We start from the raw sequence: 18790 nt of genomic DNA, 5'->3' as shown, positions 1-18790 counted from the left end.
TTGGCATTGAGCTCTGGGCTGAAGCCCAGAGTTATGTGAATTCGTGCCTATGGCACTTAACATCTGACCAAAGACCTGAAAGGTTTCCAAAACCTATTAAGTCTAACGGCACAAAGCTCCTCAAACTCGGCTCTTCCCCTTTAAAGTTGGCTGGAACAAACTCCAAACTACCCTACCTCCAAATCTTAGAGATTCTTAATCTGACTTTTGGTCAGATTCTAGAAGCTCTTAGATCCCGGACTTGTTACGGGACCCTTAACAACTTAAGAATTCAATAATTCCAAAATACAATTAGAACGCTCTCAACTCGTAGTGAATCTTAGTCCTTGACGCAAGTCAAGACTTAGATGAACTTAGATCTACTGACACTCCGGTCAGCACTAAGCTCGTGACGAAGGAACTGGGCTCAGCCTTGACCTTGACCTCTCCTCAAAAACCAAGTTACAACAACACTCAAAACAACTGATAACCCGAAACTTAACACAAAAGAAAATCTATCACTCTACTATCTTGGTAGATTTATAGAATTAAAGTATGTTTGCCAGCCAAATAAAATTTAGAATGACCCTGACAAACGAACTATTACAAACCGCAATAGATGCTTCAATCGAAGCCGGAAAAGCAATCCTGGAAGTTTACAATACTGATTTTGATGTTGAAACGAAAGACGATAAGTCACCGCTGACTGAAGCCGACAAACGTTCTCACAATGTCATCAAGAAATATTTGGATAAAACGAATATCCCGGTATTGAGTGAAGAAGGCAAACACGATGATTTCAGCACTCGAAAAGACTGGGACAATCTATGGATCGTTGATCCGCTTGACGGAACAAAAGAATTCGTGAAGCGAAATGGTGAGTTTACTGTAAACATCGCCCTGGCTGAAGGAAATACGCCTGTAATGGGTGTGATTTATGTTCCGGTTACGGGTGACCTATACTTCGCTTCTAAAGATCACGGAGCTTACAAAGTGACGACTAAAGAATCGGCTGATGTTTCGATTCTGATCGATAAAGCAGACAAACTACCGATCGATCAAAACCGTGATAAATTTGTCGTTGTGGGCAGTCGCTCGCACATGAGTGAAGAAACGGAAGCTTTCATCAACGACATAAAAGAAAAACACGGTGACGTGGAAATCCTTTCTCGCGGAAGTTCGCTTAAGCTGTGTATGGTTGCTGAAGGCTCTGCAGATTTTTATCCGCGCTACGCTCCCACAATGGAATGGGATACCGCTGCCGGACATGCTATTTGTACTGCAGCCGGATTTAAAGTGACGCAGTACGAAACCGAAAAGCCTGTCATTTACAATAAAGAGAACCTGCTCAATCCCTGGTTCCTCGTTCATCGCTAATGGAAGAATTCAAACCATACGCGGTCCTCGCGATAATTGTCGCCATTGTTATTCTGCTCGTTGTGGACAGAATCAGGACTGCTTTGGTCTTTTTTGCAGGAGTTATTTTACTCTACGTTTCGGGAATTGCTGATACTTCTTTGTTGCTTGAAAGTTTTTCCAATCAAAGTATCATCACAATATTTCTGCTCATACTGTTAACTGCTGTTGTTCAGGATAATTACAATTTGATCGGTGTGTTGGATACGCTTTTCAAGAAAGCTCAGAGTCCGAGGAAATTCCTCTTTCGCATGACTTTTTCGGTCGGATCCGTATCCTCCATCATGAACAACACGCCTATCGTGGCGCTCATGATTCCGTACGTTTACCAATGGAGCAGGAAAGCTAAGACAGCGCCATCAAAGCTGATGATCCCACTGTCGTTCGCTGCGATTTTGGGCGGAATGATCACGCCAATCGGGACGAGTACCAACCTCGTTTTAATCGGTTTTTTGAGATCTGCAGGTGACCCGTTGCTCGGACTTTCAGATTTTATTTTACCCGGAATTTTGGTTCTGATCGTTGGTGTTATTTTCCTGAGCACAATCGGAACCAAACTGTTGCCGAGCCACGATGACGTGGTTGATGATATGCGCCAAAACATTCGCGAATATCTCGCAGAGACGGAAATCCCCAACGGATCAGACCTACACGGAAAAACTGTTGCTGAAGCTGAATTGAGAAACCTGGACGGAATTTATCTGGTTGAAATTTTGCGAAATGGAGATGCCATTAGACCTGTAAATCCGGATGAAAAACTGAGACAGGGCGATCGCCTGTTTTTTGCCGGAGATACTTCGCGCGTTGTCAGTTTGGTTGAAGATGTAGAGGGCCTTACATGGTCGAAAAAAGATAAATTCCAGCTGGGCGATGAAATTGATATACTGGAAGTTGTAGTTCCGTACAATTCTAAACTGGAAGGAAAAACACTCAAGGAGTCAGAATTTCGCGAAAACTACGATGCAGCAGTAGTCGCCATTCACCGTAATGGAGAACGCGTATCGGGGAAGTTAGGTGAAATAAAACTCGCATCAGGTGACTTGTTGTTGCTCATTACAGGGAAACAGTTCAGTCGTTTATCGAATCAGGATAAAGATTTGTACACCGTTTCTGTAATCTCAAAACGCAATCGCCAGCCGGCCTGGAAAAGATGGTTCTTCGGTTCTTTAGTACTGGGAATAATCGCGATTATACTGACCGGACTGGTAAGTCTATTCAAGGGATTAATCATTTTATTTACAGCCGCTGTTGTATTGAGGCTCATCAATGCCGAGGGCATCAAGAAAAACCTCAACTTCGATTTGTTCGTGATTTTGGGCAGTGCTTTGGTACTGGGAAATATTTTCATCGAAACAGGAGCAGCTGAATTAGTTGCCAAACCGTTTATCGAGTTTTTAAAACCTTTTGGCACAACCTGGATTTTGATCGGGATATTTGCGCTCACCGTGCTGTTCACGTCATTCATTACGAATGTGGCTGCCGTGAGTATTTTATTCCCATTGGTTTTTCAAATCATTCATGATCTCAATCTCAATCCATTACCTGTATATTTGACACTTGCTTTTGCAGCATCGGCTGCATTCATTACTCCCGTGAGTTACCAAACCAACCTCATGGTTTACGGTCCCGGGAACTATAAGTTTAAAGACTTTTTGCGCATCGGATTGCCGTTCACATTGATTTACGGAGCCGTTGTGATTTTATTTATGCTAAACTTTTACCAAATCAATGGCTAAGGAAAAACTACATATCATCCCGCACGACCATGACATCAGTCAGGCCGATAGAGAAAAACTCAACGGACACAAAGGACTGCTGATCTGGTTTACCGGTTTATCGGGATCGGGGAAGAGTACGGTTGCTAATTTGCTGGAACGCAAACTCTACGAAAAGGGGATTCACACTTTCATCCTGGATGGCGACAACATTCGCAGCGGATTGAACTCTGACCTCGATTTTTCATCAGAGAGTAGAAAAGAAAACATCCGCAGAATTGGTGAAGTGAGTAACCTTTTTGTGAATAATGGGACGGTGGCACTCAGTGCTTTCATCTCCCCGTTTCGGTCAGATCGCGACCAGGTACGCAACATCGTGGGCTCTGACCGTTACCTTGAAATTTTTGTGGATTGCCCACTCGAAGTGTGCGAGGAACGCGATGTAAAAGGTCTCTACAAAAAGGCGAGAGCCGGAGAGATCAGCAATTTTACGGGAATTAGCTCACCTTTTGAAGCACCTGAAAATCCCGATGTACATTTGCGTACTGATAAAGATTCAAAAGAAGATTGTGTAACCAAAATAATGGATGTGATACTGCCAAAAATGGCACTTAAATAAACCCTGAATTATGCAGAAATACACGCTCAAACACCTCCGGGAACTGGAGTCGGAGTCGATTTATGTGATGAGGGAAGTCTTTGCTCAATTTGAAAATCCCGCTATTTTATTTTCTGGCGGAAAAGATTCAATTGTGTTGACTCACCTTGCACGCAAGGCCTTTTACCCGGCCAAAATTCCTTTCCCTTTATTTCACGTTGACACGGGACACAACTTCCCTGAAACGATTAATTTCCGCGACAGCTTAGTTGATAAGTTAGGCGTTAAATTGATCGTGGGATCTGTTCAAAAGTCGATTGATGACGGTCGCGTGAAAGAGGAAAAAGGCATTAATGCCAGCAGAAACCAATTGCAAACGACTACTCTTCTCGATACAATCGAGGAGCATCAAATCGATTGCGCTATGGGTGGCGCGAGACGCGATGAGGAAAAGGCTCGTGCAAAAGAACGTTTCTTCTCACACCGCGATGATTTTGGTCAGTGGGATCCTAAAAATCAGCGTCCCGAGCTCTGGAACCTGTTCAACGGCAGAAAAGTGATGGGAGAGCATTTCCGCGTATTCCCGATCAGTAACTGGACCGAGATGGATGTTTGGCAATACATTCTTGCTGAAAATATCGACATTCCGGGCCTCTATATCGCTCACGAACGCGATGTTGTTTGGCGCAACGATACCTGGATTCCGGTTAGTGACTACATCAACCTCCGCGATGATGAAGAAGTGGTTAAAAAGAAGGTTCGTTTTAGAACACTCGGTGATATTACGATTACCGGAGGTGTGGAATCTGAAGCAGATACACTTGAGAAAATCGTGGAAGAAGTTGCTGCAGCACGTCAAACTGAACGCGGTAACCGTGCTGATGATAAACGATCAGAAACTTCAATGGAAGACCGCAAGAAGGAAGGTTATTTCTAAACAACAAAATTGAGATTGAACTATGAGCTCTTATTTAGATATGGAATTGCTTCGCTTCACCACAGCGGGAAGCGTTGACGATGGAAAATCGACTCTCATCGGGCGATTGTTATTCGACTCGAAATCGATTTTTGAAGATCAAATGGATCAGGTGAAAAAGACCAGCCAAAAACGCGGTCTCGATCACACTGAGCTGGCTTTGCTCACTGACGGACTCAGAGATGAACGCGAGCAGGGTATTACCATTGATGTGGCTTACCGCTACTTTGCCACACCAAAACGAAAATTCATTATTGCCGATACTCCGGGACACATCCAGTACACGCGCAACATGGTTACGGGTGCTTCAACGGCTAACTTAGCTGTTATCCTGGTTGATGCCCGTAACGGAGTTATGGAACAAACGTGCCGCCACTCGATTATCGCTTCTCTTCTTCAGATCCCTCACGTAGTTGTGTGTGTCAACAAAATGGATCTTGTCGATTACAGCGAAGAGGCATTTGACAAAGTGGTTGAAGAGTACGAAGCGTTTGCAGCAAAACTCGATGTCAAAGATATCCGCTTTGTTCCGATTAGTGCGCTTCACGGTGACAACGTGGTGAACAGATCAAAAAACATGGACTGGTACGAAGGGCCTACTCTTTTGAACACGCTCGAAACCATTCACATCGGATCTGACGAAAACCACATTGACTGTCGCTTCCCAGTTCAAACAGTTATTCGCCCACACTCTGATGAGTTCCACGACTACCGCGGTTATGCCGGTAGAATTGCCGGAGGTGTTTACAAGCCGGGCGATGAAGTGACGGTACTGCCGAGTGGCTTCCAGTCGAAAATCAAGGAAATCACGACATTTGACGGTGCACTCGAAGAGGCTTTTGCTCCGATGTCTGTCACCTTAACACTTGAAGATGATATTGATGTGAGTCGTGGTGACATGATCGTTCGAACGAACAATCAGCCCGATATGGAGCAGGATGTGGAGTTCATGATGTGCTGGTTGCACAACGAGCCTCCACGCCCACGAGCTAAATACATCGTACGTCAAACCACAAATGAAGCTCGTGCTATGATCAAGGATATTCAGTACAAAATGGATATCAACACACTGCACCGCATCGAAGATGATAAAAGCATCGAGATGAATGATATTGCACGTGTAAAGATCAGAACCACGAAACCGTTGCTGACTGATCCTTATCGCAGAAACCGCCATACGGGATCACTCATCCTGATCGATGAGGCTACAAACGACACTGTAGCGGCTGGTATGATTATTTGATCTTACAAGTAAGATTTAAAACAAAAAATCCCCTGTAGAATAATCTGCAGGGGATTTTTTTCATTAAAAAAGCCCCATTCCACTACGGAAAATGAGGCTTTCGTTTTAGGGGTACGTTAAACGTTAAGGAATAACCTGAATAGTTCCTCCGTACGATTCGCGCTGTCCTTCGTAATACACGACTGCGCGCCAAAAGAACACCAGCTGTGTCCGGTTTAGGTTTTCTATGTTGCGCGGACCTTCCCATTTCTTGGATGGATCTGAGGTTCTGAAAACAACATTGTTATTTTGATCGAGTACTTCTAACTCAAAACGGTAAGCCGGGTTTTCGAGCGCAACCGGTAACCACGCATCATTTTTACCATCTCCGTTTGGCGTGAACGCATCAGGAGCGAGCAAATTATACGACTCTTCAACAAAGATTACCTGTTGGTTTGTATCAGCACAACCCGCATCATTCAGGGTGATAAGTCCAATATTCTGACTTCCTTTGTTGAGTAAGAAAGCTGAATAATCATGCTGCTGTGCTACAACTTTATCATTCATGATCCAACGATAAACAGCACCTCCGTTACTTTGGTTCTCAAATACATAATGTGGTCGGCCGCCATCGATGAGTTCTTTCGAATAAGTGAAATTCGATGTGGGTTTTCCTTCAACTTTCACCTCAATCGGTTGAGTCTCTCCTGATGAAAAAACCGCTACAAGTTGTTTGGCTCCTTCAGTAGTAAAAGATAAGTTTTGCTGATCATATACTCTTCCTTCGCTGTCTTTCAATTTGAAATCTTTGCCGTTGCTCAACTCAAATGAAACCTGTTCGCCTTTGCACACGACAGATTTTGAAGCCGTCAAAATTGCTGTTTTAGCCTCTGATAGCTGTGGCGAGTTCTGCTCTTCTTCAGTGTTTGTAGAGCTATTTTCACGGTCAGAGCCGGGTTCACCATCCGGCTGCTGCTCCTTATTTGAAACAGGCTGAGTAGCCTCGGTGGCTGGCTCGGCTTCGTTGCTCACTTCTGATTTTTCATCAGTCTGCGATTTAGCTGGTTCTGACGGTGAAGCAACCTCTTTTTCATTTGATTCTTCAACCTGATTATTCTGATCCTTCACTTCATCAGATTGCTGGTTGTTTTCAACCACCTGCTCTGTTTGGTTGTCAGGATTGGTATTCGGTTCTGACCAATCATAATTCACTGCAAAGCCAATTGCTGCAGCAACTACGGCCAACAACCCGAATTTCAATGCTGAAGAGCCGGCTTTAGAACTTGCACTTCCAGATCCTGCGGCATCCATTCGCTGTTGAAGATCATCCCAGGCGTTATCTCTACGAGGCCCCTCGTAGTTCTCCATCGCCTTTCTGACTTCCTTTTCAAAATTATTTAGTTCGTTACTCATCTATGATGAATCGTTTTCAATTGTTCTTTTAGTTTATGTTTCGCTTTTGACAGGTTCGATTTTGACGTCCCTGTACTGATTCCCAACAATTCTCCAATTTCCTTGTGGGAATAATCTTCGATCACGTACAAATTAAAAACGGCCCGATATGCCGGTGGCAAATCCTGAATGGCTTCCATTACGCGTTCGCGTTCAGAAAAAAGTGTTTCGTTCCATTCAATTTCATCGTTGTCATCGGCCTCAAGCCAGTCATAATCTGTATTATCAATACTTACGTGATCAAACTTTCTTTTTCGCACAACATCAATGGCCGTGTTGACGATTACTCGCCTTACCCAACCTTCAAAAGAACCGTTGCCATCGTACTTTTCTAAGTTGAGAAAGACTTTGATAAATCCTTCCTGCAACACATCCCATGCCTTGTCCTTATCACCAATATAGCGTAGACAGCTACCGTACATTTTGGGGTATAAAGACTCGTAAACTTTTCGTTGAGCTTGTTTATCTCCCTTGCGGCAACTGTCGATAAGATTTGCATAATTTGGTTGCTCCACGCTCATTGTTGTTGATTTAATGACGCATTTTTGCTGAAGGGTTGCTTAAAGCGTAGGTTAATTTGTGACCAAATTAACATACATTTCAGTAATCCGTTAGTTATGTGTTTTTAATAAATGGGGTTTTTACCTTTGCCTGCCATGAGTACTGAAGTGCAAATAGACGAAGAAGCAGAAAAAAAAGCGATCATCCGTGAATACAGAAGATTATTGAGAGCTGCCAAAGTGAAAAAGGGCGATAAGGATTTTTCGCTCATCAGGAAAGCTTTTGATATTGCCCGTGAGGCGCATTTTGATGTGAGGAGAAAATCTGGTGAGTCGTATATTTTTCACCCGCTCGCAGTTGCGCGAATCGTAGCTGAGGATATGGGTTTGGGCACAACTTCAATCGCCTGTGCGCTTCTCCATGATGTTGTGGAAGACACCGATCTCGAAATCGAGGATATCGAGGATTTATTCAGCGAAAAAATCGCGCGCATCATTGACGGACTCACAAAAATTGAGGAAGTCTTTGAACAGGGCGCCTCGCTACAGGCCGAAAACTTCAGGAAGATTATTCTCACACTTGCTGATGATGTGCGTGTGATTTTAATCAAGCTCGCAGACCGACTTCACAACATGCGCACACTCGATCACATGCGCAAGGACAAGCAGCTAAAAATTGCATCTGAAACGCTTTACATTTACGCTCCGCTGGCTCATCGTCTCGGACTGTACAACATCAAAAGCGAGTTGGAAGATTTAGCGCTCAAGTACAAAATACCAAGTGTTTACAAAGACATATCCACTAAACTGCAAAAGACCAAGGCGGTCAGAACCAGATTCATCAACCGCTTTACGTTACCGGTTCGCAGAGAGTTGGACAAAATGGGTATTGAGTACGAAGTGAAAAGTCGTACGAAATCGATCTACTCCATTTGGAATAAGATGCGCAGCAAGAATATTCCGTTCGAGGAAGTGTACGACTTATTCGCTATCCGCGTCATCATCAACACACCACTCGACCGTGAAAAGGCAGATTGCTGGAAAGTGTATTCTGTCATCACTGATTTTTACCAGCCAAACCCCGATAGACTCCGCGACTGGATTTCTACTCCAAAAGCCAATGGCTACGAGAGTTTGCACACAACCGTGATGTCGCCAACCGGGAAATGGGTTGAAGTGCAAATCCGATCAAAACGGATGGATGAAATTGCCGAGAAAGGATATGCCGCTCACTGGAAGTACAAAGAGGACAGCCAGCACGAAGGCGCACTTGACGAATGGATATCTCGCGTGAGAGAAGTTCTTGAAAGTCCTGAGACAAACGCTGTTGATTTTGTCGATGACTTTAAACTCAACCTTTTTGCCAAAGAAATTTTTGTTTTCACGCCTAAAGGAGATATCAAATCGTTACCGCACAATGCAACGGCACTGGATTTTGCATACGAAATTCACACAGAGCTCGGTAACAGATGTGTGGGCGCTAAAGTGAACCAAAAACTGGTTCCAATTAGTCACCCGCTCGACAGTGGTGATCAGGTGCAAATTGTGACTTCTAAAGCGCAAACGCCAAAGTTTGAATGGCTCGAGTTTGTGGTAACAGCCAAAGCCAAGTCCTCGATTAAAGCTTCAATTCGCGAAGAGAAAAAGAAAGTGGGAAGGAAAGGGCGTAAAATGCTCGAAGCAACTTTTAAAGAATTAGGTATTGAATTCAATGATCAGAACCTGCACACCCTTACCCAAATTCACAAAATCAGCGGTAAGCTGGAGCTGTTTTACAGAGTTGGTAAAGGTTCTATAGATCCGGCCGAGATTGGTAAGCTCACCGTTCACAACGGATTTATCCAGCAGCGCAGCAAAACGAAAAAGAACGCAAAAAGCCTGGAGGAAATCGTACAGAAGACACGTGGAAAGAAAGATCCACTGGTTCTGAGTACAAATCAAAAACAGCTCAACTACAAACTCTCTACTTGTTGTAACCCAATTCCGGGTGATGATGTAGTAGGGTTTATCACCAATGACGGAACAATCTATATCCACCGTACAAACTGCCCTAATGTGGTTCCGATCATGTCGAACTACGGGTACAGAGTTGTGAAAGCCAAATGGGACAAAAAAGAAGCTGTCTCCTTCCAGGCCGGCATCCAGATGAATGGCTTTGACCGTACAGGAATTGTAAACGACATCACAAAAGTGATATCAAACGAGATGAACGTGAGTATGCGCTCCATCACATTTGACAACAATGACGGAGTATTTGAAGGAAAAGTTTTCGTTTACGTGAACGACACTTCACATCTCAAAAACCTGCAGGATAAACTCCGCAATGTTGAGGGCGTTATGAAGGTCAACCGTATTGAATAACAATCGCAATAAAATCAATACCTTTGTCAATTGAAGTTGAAAGCATGTCAACACCTGAAGTAAAGGAAAAAGTAAAACAAATATTCTCGAGTTTCCTCGAGCAAAACGGACACAGGAAAACGCCTGAGCGTTTTGCTATACTGGAGGAAATATACAGCAACGATGGACACTTTGATGTGGAGTCATTATACCTCCTCATGAAAAACAAGAACTATCGTGTTAGCCGTGCCACATTGTACAACACAATTGAGCTGTTGCTCGCCTGCAATCTCATCCGCAAGCACCAGTTCGGTAAGAACATGGCACAATTTGAGAAGTCGTATGAAAACAAACAACACGATCACGTAATCGATGTAGATACGGGCGAAGTCCGCGAGTTTTGTGACCCGCGCATTCAGCTCATCAAAAACACCATTGCTGAGCACTTTGGAGCTGAAGTATTGCACCACTCGCTCAATCTCTACGCACGTTTTCCTAAAGACGAAAAAAATCAAAAAGACGACAAGGGAAATCAACCCGACTCAACAAAATAATCCCGAACGATAATGACAAAAGCAGACGTACTTCTCGGCCTACAATGGGGTGATGAAGGCAAAGGAAAAATTGTTGATGTACTCACACCTGAGTACGATATTATTGCCCGTTTCCAGGGCGGGCCAAATGCCGGTCACACGCTGGAGTTCAATGAGATTAAACACGTTCTACACACAATTCCTTCCGGTATTTTTAGACCCGATACGCAGAATATCATCGGGAATGGTGTGGTGATTGATCCGGTTACACTGGCAATTGAAATAGACTCGTTGAAAGAACTCAACGTGGATGTGCAGGAAAGTATTCAGGTATCGAAAAAAGCACACCTTATCCTGCCCACTCACAGGTTGCTCGATGCGGCATCTGAACGAGCTAAGGGAAAAGAGAAAATCGGTTCTACGTTGAAAGGAATTGGTCCAACTTACATGGACAAAACCGGACGTAACGGCCTGCGCGTTGGCGATATCATTGAAAATAATTTCAAAGAGCGCTACGATAACCTCAAATCAAAACACCTTGAGCTGCTCAAGAATTACGACTATCCGCTCGATGAGCTGGCCGATATGGAATCTGTATTCTTTGAAAGTGTGAATTCAATTCGTGAGTTGACGCTCATCGACAGTGAGCACTCGGTAAACAGGTCTATGACCGAAAACAAAAAGGTACTTGCTGAAGGAGCACAGGGATCACTGCTCGATATCGACTTTGGTTCTTATCCTTTTGTGACTTCATCGAACACGATTTGTGCCGGAGCTTGTACAGGTCTAGGCATTGCGCCCAATAAAATCGGTGAAGTTTACGGTATTTTTAAAGCGTATTGCACGCGAGTTGGTAGTGGTCCGTTCCCTACTGAACTCTTTGATGAAGACGGAAAACGACTGGCGACAAAAGGCCACGAATTTGGTGCTACAACCGGCCGACCAAGACGTTGCGGATGGCTCGATATTCCGGCTCTCAAATACGCAATTATGCTCAACGGTGTAACGCAGCTCATCATGACAAAGGCTGATGTTTTGAGTGCTTTTGACGAGATCAAAGTTTGTACACACTACAAATACAAAGGCGAAACAATCGATTATTTCCCTTACGATGTGATCAACAATGATGTGGAGCCAATTTGGAAATCGATGAAAGCCTGGGATAAAGACCTCACCAACGTTACATCAATCGATGATTTACCACAGGAGTTGATGGATTATGTAACCTATTTGGAACAGGAATTGCAGGTTCCGATCAAAATTATTTCTGTTGGCCCAAGACGTAGCCAAACACTATTGAGAGATTAATGACAAAATCGCGGTACATAGAATTTTGGAGCTTGCTTTTACTGGTAAGCTCCTTTTTTTTGACTGCATCAGTTCACGGTCAGAACCGGGAGAAGATCAAGCTCATTTACGCCAAAGAAGCAATTATCGACAAAACAGGCGATAAATCGGTGCGGAAATTAATCGGTGAGGTGGAATTCAAACACAAACAAACCAAAATGTACTGCGACAGTGCTTACCTCTACCCCAAATCAAATTCACTGAGAGCATATAGCAATGTGCGAATAGTGAAAGGTGACTCGATTGATCTAACAGGTGATTCACTCTATTACGATGGTAATTCCTCTTTTGCTGAGCTGCGCGGTAACATTACGCTCAATGATGGCAGTCAGAACCTTAGAACGCAATACCTCGATTACGATGTAGGAAAAAACTTTGGCTACTACCAGGGTGGCGGATTGGTTACAAACCTTAATGACAGCTCTACTCTAAAAAGTGAAATCGGTTATTACTATGCTGATAACGAACGTTTCAAGTTCAAGAATAACGTGAAGATGGAAAGTGAAGATTACACGATTACATCAGACACGCTTGAATACGATCAAAAAGGAGATATCGTCTACTTTTTTGGTCCAACCGATATTGTTGGCGACTCATCGAGCATTTTTTGCAAACGCGGTTTTTACAACCGCAAAACGGAAGACTCTGAGTTTGTTCGTGATGCTAAAATCGTCAACAAAGATCAGCAGATTGAGGGCGACAGCATTATCTACAACCAACAATCACAAAACGGAGAAGTATTTGGAAATTCGGTTCTGACTGATACCGTGAATAATATCATGCTCAAAAGCGATTACGCTTACCTCAACGGAACGGACAGCATTTCGTACGCTACCGGTAACCTGCTGATGGAGCAACGCTACGAGAATGATACGCTGTACCTCCACTCTGACACACTCTACACACTTTACGATTCTACGCGTGAACACCGCGTGATTCGTTCTTATCACAAGGTGAAGTTTTACAAAAGTGACATCCAGGGAAAATGCGATTCGCTGCTCTACTCCACTGCAGATAGTACGATTAAGATGTTCATCGATCCGGTTATTTGGTCTGATGCGAATCAAATGTCGGGAACCACGATCACGATCAGAACCTATGACGGGAATGTAGAATCGCTTTTCATTGAGGATAATGCGTTTATCGTATCAGTGCAGGACAGCACGAAAGAGTTTTACAATCAGGTGAAAGGCCGTACTCTGCTGGCTCACTTTCGCGATAATAAAGTGTACAAAATCGATGTCAACGGAAATGGCGAAACGATTTATTACGCTGAAGATGACGAGGACAAAGAAGCGATGGGCATGAACAGATTGGCGTGCTCTGAAATGACGGTTTACATGGACAGTAACCAAATCGATAACATCCGGTTTTACAACAAACCAGAGGCTACGCTGTACCCGCTAAAAGACCTCACCGATGAACTGCAATATTTCCGCTACTTTGAATGGCGCGGAGCTGAACGCCCCAAAAAACGTGAAGATGTCTTTATTTGGCGGGAGGAGTGAAACCCTGGAATTTTGAATGATGGATTATGAGTTTTGAATTAATGTTTTGATTCCAATAATTTATTGTCTTTTTTATCCTTTGTCCCCGCTGTTTTGAGCGGGATTTCAAAATAACTCTCAACTTGATACAAAGGAACTAAAATTCAATACGAAAGACTTACCAAGCTTTTATTCAAAAACACAACTACGTAGCTAAAACGGCCTTGGAAACTTCTAATAAAAAACCCCCATCCTAAATCGAATGGAGCTTTGAATTTTTAATGTTTTACCAACTCAATTATCGATAAACTGGTTGTGCCAGCTCTCTTTGATCGGTAATATCCATCGCTCTTTGAGCTCGCCTACATTTGCCACGAGGTTGTTGAAGACTTTCGTATTCCCAGAAACTTCTTTTTTCTTGGAAAGCCCTTCGAGTTCTGACAGTGAGCAAATGCTAATGGAACCGCCATCTTTGAGGTAAGCTACCTGCATGCGGTCAAAGAAATCCACTTCGAATTTCTTTTCGAGTTCTTTCACAAAGTAAACTGATGAATCAATGCTGCACCCGGTAGCTTTTACTTTTTCTTCATCAGCCGCGATGATGAGAAAATGATCGAGCAGAAAATCCCCTGCAGCGGTCATTGATGATCCGTGGGCCTGCCACGACTCCAAAAATTCATCGAGTGCAGCTTTTAGTTTCTTTTGTTCTTTCTCTGATAGTGGTTCTTTTGACTGGTAAGCCCAAACACGTGCGTGATCGGGAAGTTGGAAAACTGGTGATTGTACTTTTGTCAAATTTATTTCACTCATACATTACAAATCTTCAGCTGTTGCAATTAATTCTGCCACATCGTACACCTGTACGTTATCTTCTCTCTCTTTGTTTTTAACTCCGTCTGTCATCATCGTGTTGCAAAACGGACATCCCGTTGCAATGACATCAGGCTGTGTTTCGAGAGCCTGTTCTGTACGTTCAATATTCACTTCTTTGTTTCCTTTTTCAGCTTCTTTGAACATTTGAGCTCCTCCTGCTCCGCAGCACATTCCGCGTTCTTTACAACGCTTCATTTCAGATAGCTCGACATCGAGCTTTTCTATGAGTCCGCGCGGAGCTTCAAAAACACCATTTGCTCTACCCAGGTAACACGGATCGTGGAAAGTAATCCGCTTTCCTTTGAACGTCCCGCCACCTTCAAGTTGTAGTCGGCCGTCTTTTATGAGGGTGTTGATGAATTGCGTGTGGTGAACCACATCATAGCTTCCTCCCAAATCAGGATATTCATTTTTCATGGTGTTGAAGCAGTGCGGACAACCCGTCACAATTTTCTTCACTTCATAACCATTCAGAACCTGGATATTCGCCATCGCCTGCATTTGGAAAATAAACTCATTTCCCGCGCGCTTGGCCGGATCTCCGGTACAACTCTCCTCGGTTCCGAGTACAGCGAACTTAACACCCGCTTTGTTCAATATCTTGACAATTGCTTTGGTAATCTTCTTCGCTCTATCGTCAAAACTTCCGGCACAGCCAACCCAAAACAACACTTCTGGAGTTTCACCTTTGGCATTCATTTCTGCCATTGTAGGAACTTTCATTGCTTCACTCATACCAATAACTTTTAATCTGTTTCTTCAGCCCATTTTAGTCGATCAGCCTGGGCAAACTGCCACGGTGCTCCGTTGTTTTCCACATTTGTGAACATTCCGGCCAACTCACTTGGAGCAGCACTCTCTTCCATAATGAGATAACGTCTCATTTCCATGATAATAGAGAGCGGATCTATATTTACCGGACACGCTTCAACGCAAGCGTTACATGTTGTACACGCCCAAAGTTCTTCAGGTGTGATGTAATCATTTAAAAGCGCTTTACCGTCTTTGTGGTCTTTTCCGTTTTTGTCAATTCCTTTGCCAACCTCAACGAGTCTGTCGCGCGTATCCATCATGATTTTACGCGGAGACAACAACTTGCCTGTTTGGTTAGCCGGGCATTCAGAGGTACATCTACCACACTCCGTACAGGAATACGCGTCCATGAGATTTTTCCATGTCAAATCCTGCACATCTTTTGCCCCAAATGTATCTGGTTCTTCAGCTCCTTCTTCAGGAGCCGGAGCTGCAAATGGATCAGCATTTGGATCCATCATCAACTCAACTTCTTTCTTCACTTTATCATCATTCGAGAACTTTCCCTGTTCTTCGAGATCAGAATAATACGTATTTGGGAAAGCCAAAATGATGTGAAAATGCTTTGAATAAGGCAGGTAATTCAAGAACGCCAGGATTCCAACAATGTGCAACCACCAGGCTGTTCTTTCAATTGCCGCTAAAGTGGTCAGATCCTCAGGGAGCATTCCGGTAAGGAACTGGCTTACAACAAAACCGCCCTGTAAATCTGAAGTATATTTTTCCAGTCCGAGGCTCGCGAGTTGATCGGCCGATGCCTGGAGGAGAACGCTATCAGCAGCATTCATCGTAAGGAAAGCAGCCATCAACACTAACTCGATCCACAAAATATTGAGTGCATCAGTTGTGGGCCATCCTTTCATTTCGGGTTTGTAAAAGCGTTGCAAACGCATCACTAATCTTCTCAGTAAAAACACCACTACCCCCAAAACAACGAGCAGAGCCAAAATCTCAAAAAAGTTGATGAGGAAATAATAGGAATCGCCAAGGGCGCTCGAGAAAATACGGTGTGTTCCAAAAATTCCGTCAATGATAATTTCCAGAACTTCAATATTGATGATCACGAAACCAACGTACACGAAGATGTGCATGATGCCGGCAATGGGTCTGACCGTCATTTTAGATTGCCCCAGTGCTACACGCGCCATCGTTTTCCAGCGCTCACCGGGATTATCGCTGCGGTCTTCATCTCTACCCAGCAGAATATTTCTCCTTATTTTCCCAACATTTTTCGCAAAAAAAACGACCGCTGCAATAAAAATCACAGCGAAAATGATATTCGATATTCCCATAACTACCGCTCTTTCTTTTTAGGTTTCTCTGCCGGTTTCTCCTTTCTACCAAAAACAGAGAAGTGTACGTAACGTTTAGGATTCACACGCATATCCTCTAACAACTTATCCAACTCAAGTGTTGCCGATTCGAGATTTCGATAAAGTGTATCGTTGTTGACTAACAAACCGGCTGAGCCTTTACCCTCATCGATTTTCTTCATCACTGAGGCCACACTTTCCATCGCATTACCCGCTTTATCAACTGTACCTATGATATCAGCCTTTACGAGAGAATCACTAATAGAAGAAAAGTTGCGTAAAATAGTATCGATACGCTCATTATTACCTTCGATGTTCGATACAATTGAATTCATATTACTCACAATGGTATCGAACTTTTGGCGCTCACTAATCACTAAAGTATCAACACGTTTGAGAGTTGTTTCAAAGGTTCTGAACGATCGATTAATACTCTCGAAACTCTGTGTGAGGTTAGTACGCGCATCCTCATTGAGAATTGCCTGAACAATTGTCACAACAGAGTCGATTGAACCGATTAAGTCATTCGTCTTTTTTTCCAGTGGTTGAAGGCGCTTATCAACCTCAGCTTTGAGGTCGCCTTCAATTGCTGAGTTGAGAGTATCACCAGCCTTTGCCGGAGTTCCTGTCATTCCGCCCTGGAGAGTAATAGCCTTAGAGCCAAAAAGATCTAAACTTGAAATGCGGGCAACTGTTTGCTCAGTCACTTTCACCGTTTTATTGGTAACACGAAAGCCCACAACAATTTTCCCCGATCCGTTCGAATGGAGTTTAATCGAGTTCACCTTACCAACATTGTAACCATTGAGTTGAACGTAATTGTCCTGCGACAAACCATCAACCCTGTCGTAAACAGCGTAGTACTGGCGACCTGTTTCAAAAATGCTCGATCCCTGTAAATAACTGAATCCAACAATTGCAACGACAAGCGTAATAACCGTTAAAATTCCTATTTTAATTTCTTTTGAGATAGCGGTATTATTTTTAGTTATTAATAATATCTACTGCTTCACGCAAAGAAATACGTTTTCCGCGATAAATCGCAATAACAAACGCATCTTTATAACCCTTTTCTCTCACTTCTTTCTGCACTTCAGTAATTGCATCAACTGAATCTTCAGCTCCCACAACGTACTTATAAACACCATCGATTTCAACTTCATCAACATCGCCTAAATTATCAAAATATCCTGATACATCGTCAATAGGCTCGGGTAATGAAGCTAATTGAACGTGAAAAACAGGTCTTTCATCATCTGTTTCTTTTTCACGGTCAGAGCCGGACTCAGCTTTCTCTTCAACTTCCTGCTTTTCAACTTCTTGCTCTTGCTTTTGTTCATCTTGGGCCGATTCCTCTTTTTCTTTATCAGGATCCACAGAAGTATCTTCACCTTCCATCGCTATTTTATATCGCTTGAAAGCCCTGTAAACAGCTGAAGCCATGTAGACTTTTCCATTTTTAGAGTTGAGAAAGTCTTCCTCAGGCGGATTACTGATAAAGCCGAGCTCAACGAGCACACTCGGCATCACTACTCTACTGATTACCCAGTAACCGGCTTGTTTCACTCCGCGATCTCTCCGATTAACACGCTCTCTGAATTGATCCTGAATTAAATCAGCAAAATAGATACTTTGCTCGAGAAATTCACGCTGCATCATGCTCAATGCGATCATACTTTCAGGTGAGGTTGGATCAAAGTCTCCATAATTTTCCTCGTAATTATCCTCCATCAACATCACCCGGTTCTCTCGTTTTGCTACTTCGAGATTAGCCTCTGTCTTGTGCATTCCCAGAACGAACGTCTCTGATCCATGAGCGTGCTCACTGCCAATTGTGTTACAGTGAATACTGATAAAAAGATCAGCATCAGCCTGGTTGGCAATTTTTGTTCGCTCAATCAACTTGAGAAAAACATCTGTTTCTCTTGTCATTATCACGTTTACATCAGGGAAGTACTTATTGATGTAATCGCGTAGTTTGAGTCCCACATCCAGTACAATATCAGCTTCAGTTGCGTCATAACGCCCTGTACCAATAGCCCCCGGGTCTTTTCCACCATGCCCAGGATCGATCACAATTGTTTTAACGCCAAAACTGTTACGCTCCTGTGCAATGATCGTAGCACTCAACACGTTCAACAGGATTGTAGCAAAAAAAGTGATGAAAATGACGCTTCTTGCGGACATATATCCTTTAGCCATCTCTGTTTTGAATTTTTGTTGCTT

Annotated in this window: 16 protein-coding genes; 9 read left to right on the top strand and 7 right to left on the bottom strand. The window is 43.4% G+C overall.

All coding sequences use genetic code 11. The annotated features are described in order from the left end of the window. The first annotated feature begins 561 nt into the window (after window positions 1-561). From cysQ to cysN, 5 genes are read left to right on the top strand one after another with little or no spacing between them, the layout of a single operon-like run. The gene (gene cysQ, locus RI557_RS03070) at window positions 562-1356 is read left to right on the top strand and encodes a 3'(2'),5'-bisphosphate nucleotidase CysQ (protein ID WP_310666900.1); all 795 of its coding nucleotides are present in this window, start codon (window positions 562-564) and stop codon (window positions 1354-1356) included. Beyond that, entirely contained in the window at window positions 1356-3131 is a 1776-nt protein-coding gene (locus RI557_RS03065) for an SLC13 family permease (RefSeq protein ID WP_310666898.1), read from the top strand. The genes cysQ and RI557_RS03065 overlap by 1 nt, the downstream gene beginning before the upstream one ends. Continuing rightward, window positions 3124-3729: an adenylyl-sulfate kinase gene (gene cysC, locus RI557_RS03060; protein WP_310666897.1), complete on the top strand. Its 606-nt coding sequence runs from the start codon at window positions 3124-3126 to the stop codon at window positions 3727-3729. Before RI557_RS03065 ends, cysC begins: the two co-directional genes overlap by 8 nt. 10 nt (window positions 3730-3739) lie before the next feature. Further along, window positions 3740-4645 carry a sulfate adenylyltransferase subunit CysD gene (cysD, locus tag RI557_RS03055; protein WP_310666896.1) on the top strand — a complete coding sequence of 302 codons (906 nt, stop codon included), beginning with the start codon at window positions 3740-3742 and terminating at the stop codon, window positions 4643-4645. A 22-nt stretch (window positions 4646-4667) separates the two neighbouring features. Beyond that, the gene (gene cysN, locus RI557_RS03050) at window positions 4668-5927 is read left to right on the top strand and encodes a sulfate adenylyltransferase subunit CysN (protein ID WP_151166113.1); all 1260 of its coding nucleotides are present in this window, start codon (window positions 4668-4670) and stop codon (window positions 5925-5927) included. Window positions 5928-6050: 123 nt separating this feature from the next. Here the strand turns inward: cysN and RI557_RS03045 are convergent, their stop codons facing one another. Beyond that, window positions 6051-7319: a gliding motility-associated C-terminal domain-containing protein gene (locus tag RI557_RS03045; RefSeq protein WP_310666895.1), complete on the bottom strand. Its 1269-nt coding sequence runs from the start codon at window positions 7317-7319 to the stop codon at window positions 6051-6053. Further along, a complete protein-coding gene (locus RI557_RS03040) occupies window positions 7316-7879 on the bottom strand; it encodes an RNA polymerase sigma factor (protein ID WP_310666894.1) in 564 nt (187 codons plus the stop codon). Before RI557_RS03040 ends, RI557_RS03045 begins: the two co-directional genes overlap by 4 nt. Before the next feature lie 135 nt (window positions 7880-8014). Here RI557_RS03040 and RI557_RS03035 point away from each other — a divergent pair, with 135 nt between their 5' ends. The 4 genes from RI557_RS03035 to RI557_RS03020 are packed head-to-tail and all read left to right on the top strand — an operon-like array spanning window position 8015 to window position 13586. Then, window positions 8015-10219 carry a RelA/SpoT family protein gene (locus RI557_RS03035; protein ID WP_310666893.1) on the top strand — a complete coding sequence of 735 codons (2205 nt, stop codon included), beginning with the start codon at window positions 8015-8017 and terminating at the stop codon, window positions 10217-10219. 44 nt (window positions 10220-10263) lie between these two features. Further along, window positions 10264-10752, top strand: a complete 489-nt coding sequence (locus RI557_RS03030) for a transcriptional repressor (RefSeq protein ID WP_310666903.1) — start codon at window positions 10264-10266, stop codon at window positions 10750-10752. Between the two features lie 12 nt (window positions 10753-10764). Continuing rightward, on the top strand, window positions 10765-12039 hold the full coding sequence (locus tag RI557_RS03025; protein WP_310682022.1) for an adenylosuccinate synthase: 1275 nt from the start codon (window positions 10765-10767) through the stop codon (window positions 12037-12039). Further along, window positions 12039-13586: an OstA-like protein gene (locus RI557_RS03020; protein WP_310682019.1), complete on the top strand. Its 1548-nt coding sequence runs from the start codon at window positions 12039-12041 to the stop codon at window positions 13584-13586. The genes RI557_RS03025 and RI557_RS03020 overlap by 1 nt, the downstream gene beginning before the upstream one ends. Before the next feature lie 273 nt (window positions 13587-13859). On the opposite strand, the gene RI557_RS03015 is transcribed toward RI557_RS03020, so the two are convergent. From RI557_RS03015 to RI557_RS02995, 5 genes are all read right to left on the bottom strand, one after another. Then, complete coding sequence (locus RI557_RS03015; protein ID WP_310666890.1) at window positions 13860-14375, bottom strand: ABC transporter ATPase; 516 nt, start codon at window positions 14373-14375, stop codon at window positions 13860-13862. 3 nt (window positions 14376-14378) lie between these two features. Further along, window positions 14379-15173, bottom strand: coding sequence for a (Fe-S)-binding protein (locus RI557_RS03010; RefSeq protein WP_310666889.1), 795 nt, complete (start codon window positions 15171-15173; stop codon window positions 14379-14381). 11 nt (window positions 15174-15184) lie between these two features. Continuing rightward, on the bottom strand, window positions 15185-16543 hold the full coding sequence (locus RI557_RS03005) for a (Fe-S)-binding protein (protein ID WP_310666888.1): 1359 nt from the start codon (window positions 16541-16543) through the stop codon (window positions 15185-15187). 2 nt (window positions 16544-16545) lie between these two features. Beyond that, window positions 16546-17448, bottom strand: coding sequence for an MlaD family protein (locus tag RI557_RS03000; protein ID WP_310666902.1), 903 nt, complete (start codon window positions 17446-17448; stop codon window positions 16546-16548). A gap of 100 nt (window positions 17449-17548) precedes the next feature. Then, complete coding sequence (locus RI557_RS02995; RefSeq protein WP_310666887.1) at window positions 17549-18766, bottom strand: N-acetylmuramoyl-L-alanine amidase; 1218 nt, start codon at window positions 18764-18766, stop codon at window positions 17549-17551. Window positions 18767-18790 lie beyond the last annotated feature (24 nt).

The sequence above is a fragment of the Salibacter sp. genome, from assembly GCF_031581065.1.
GTDB lineage: Bacteria > Bacteroidota > Bacteroidia > Flavobacteriales_G > Salibacteraceae > Salibacter.
The sequence above is the reverse complement of the archived record's forward strand: the minus strand, read 5'-3'. Positions and strand labels throughout refer to the sequence as shown.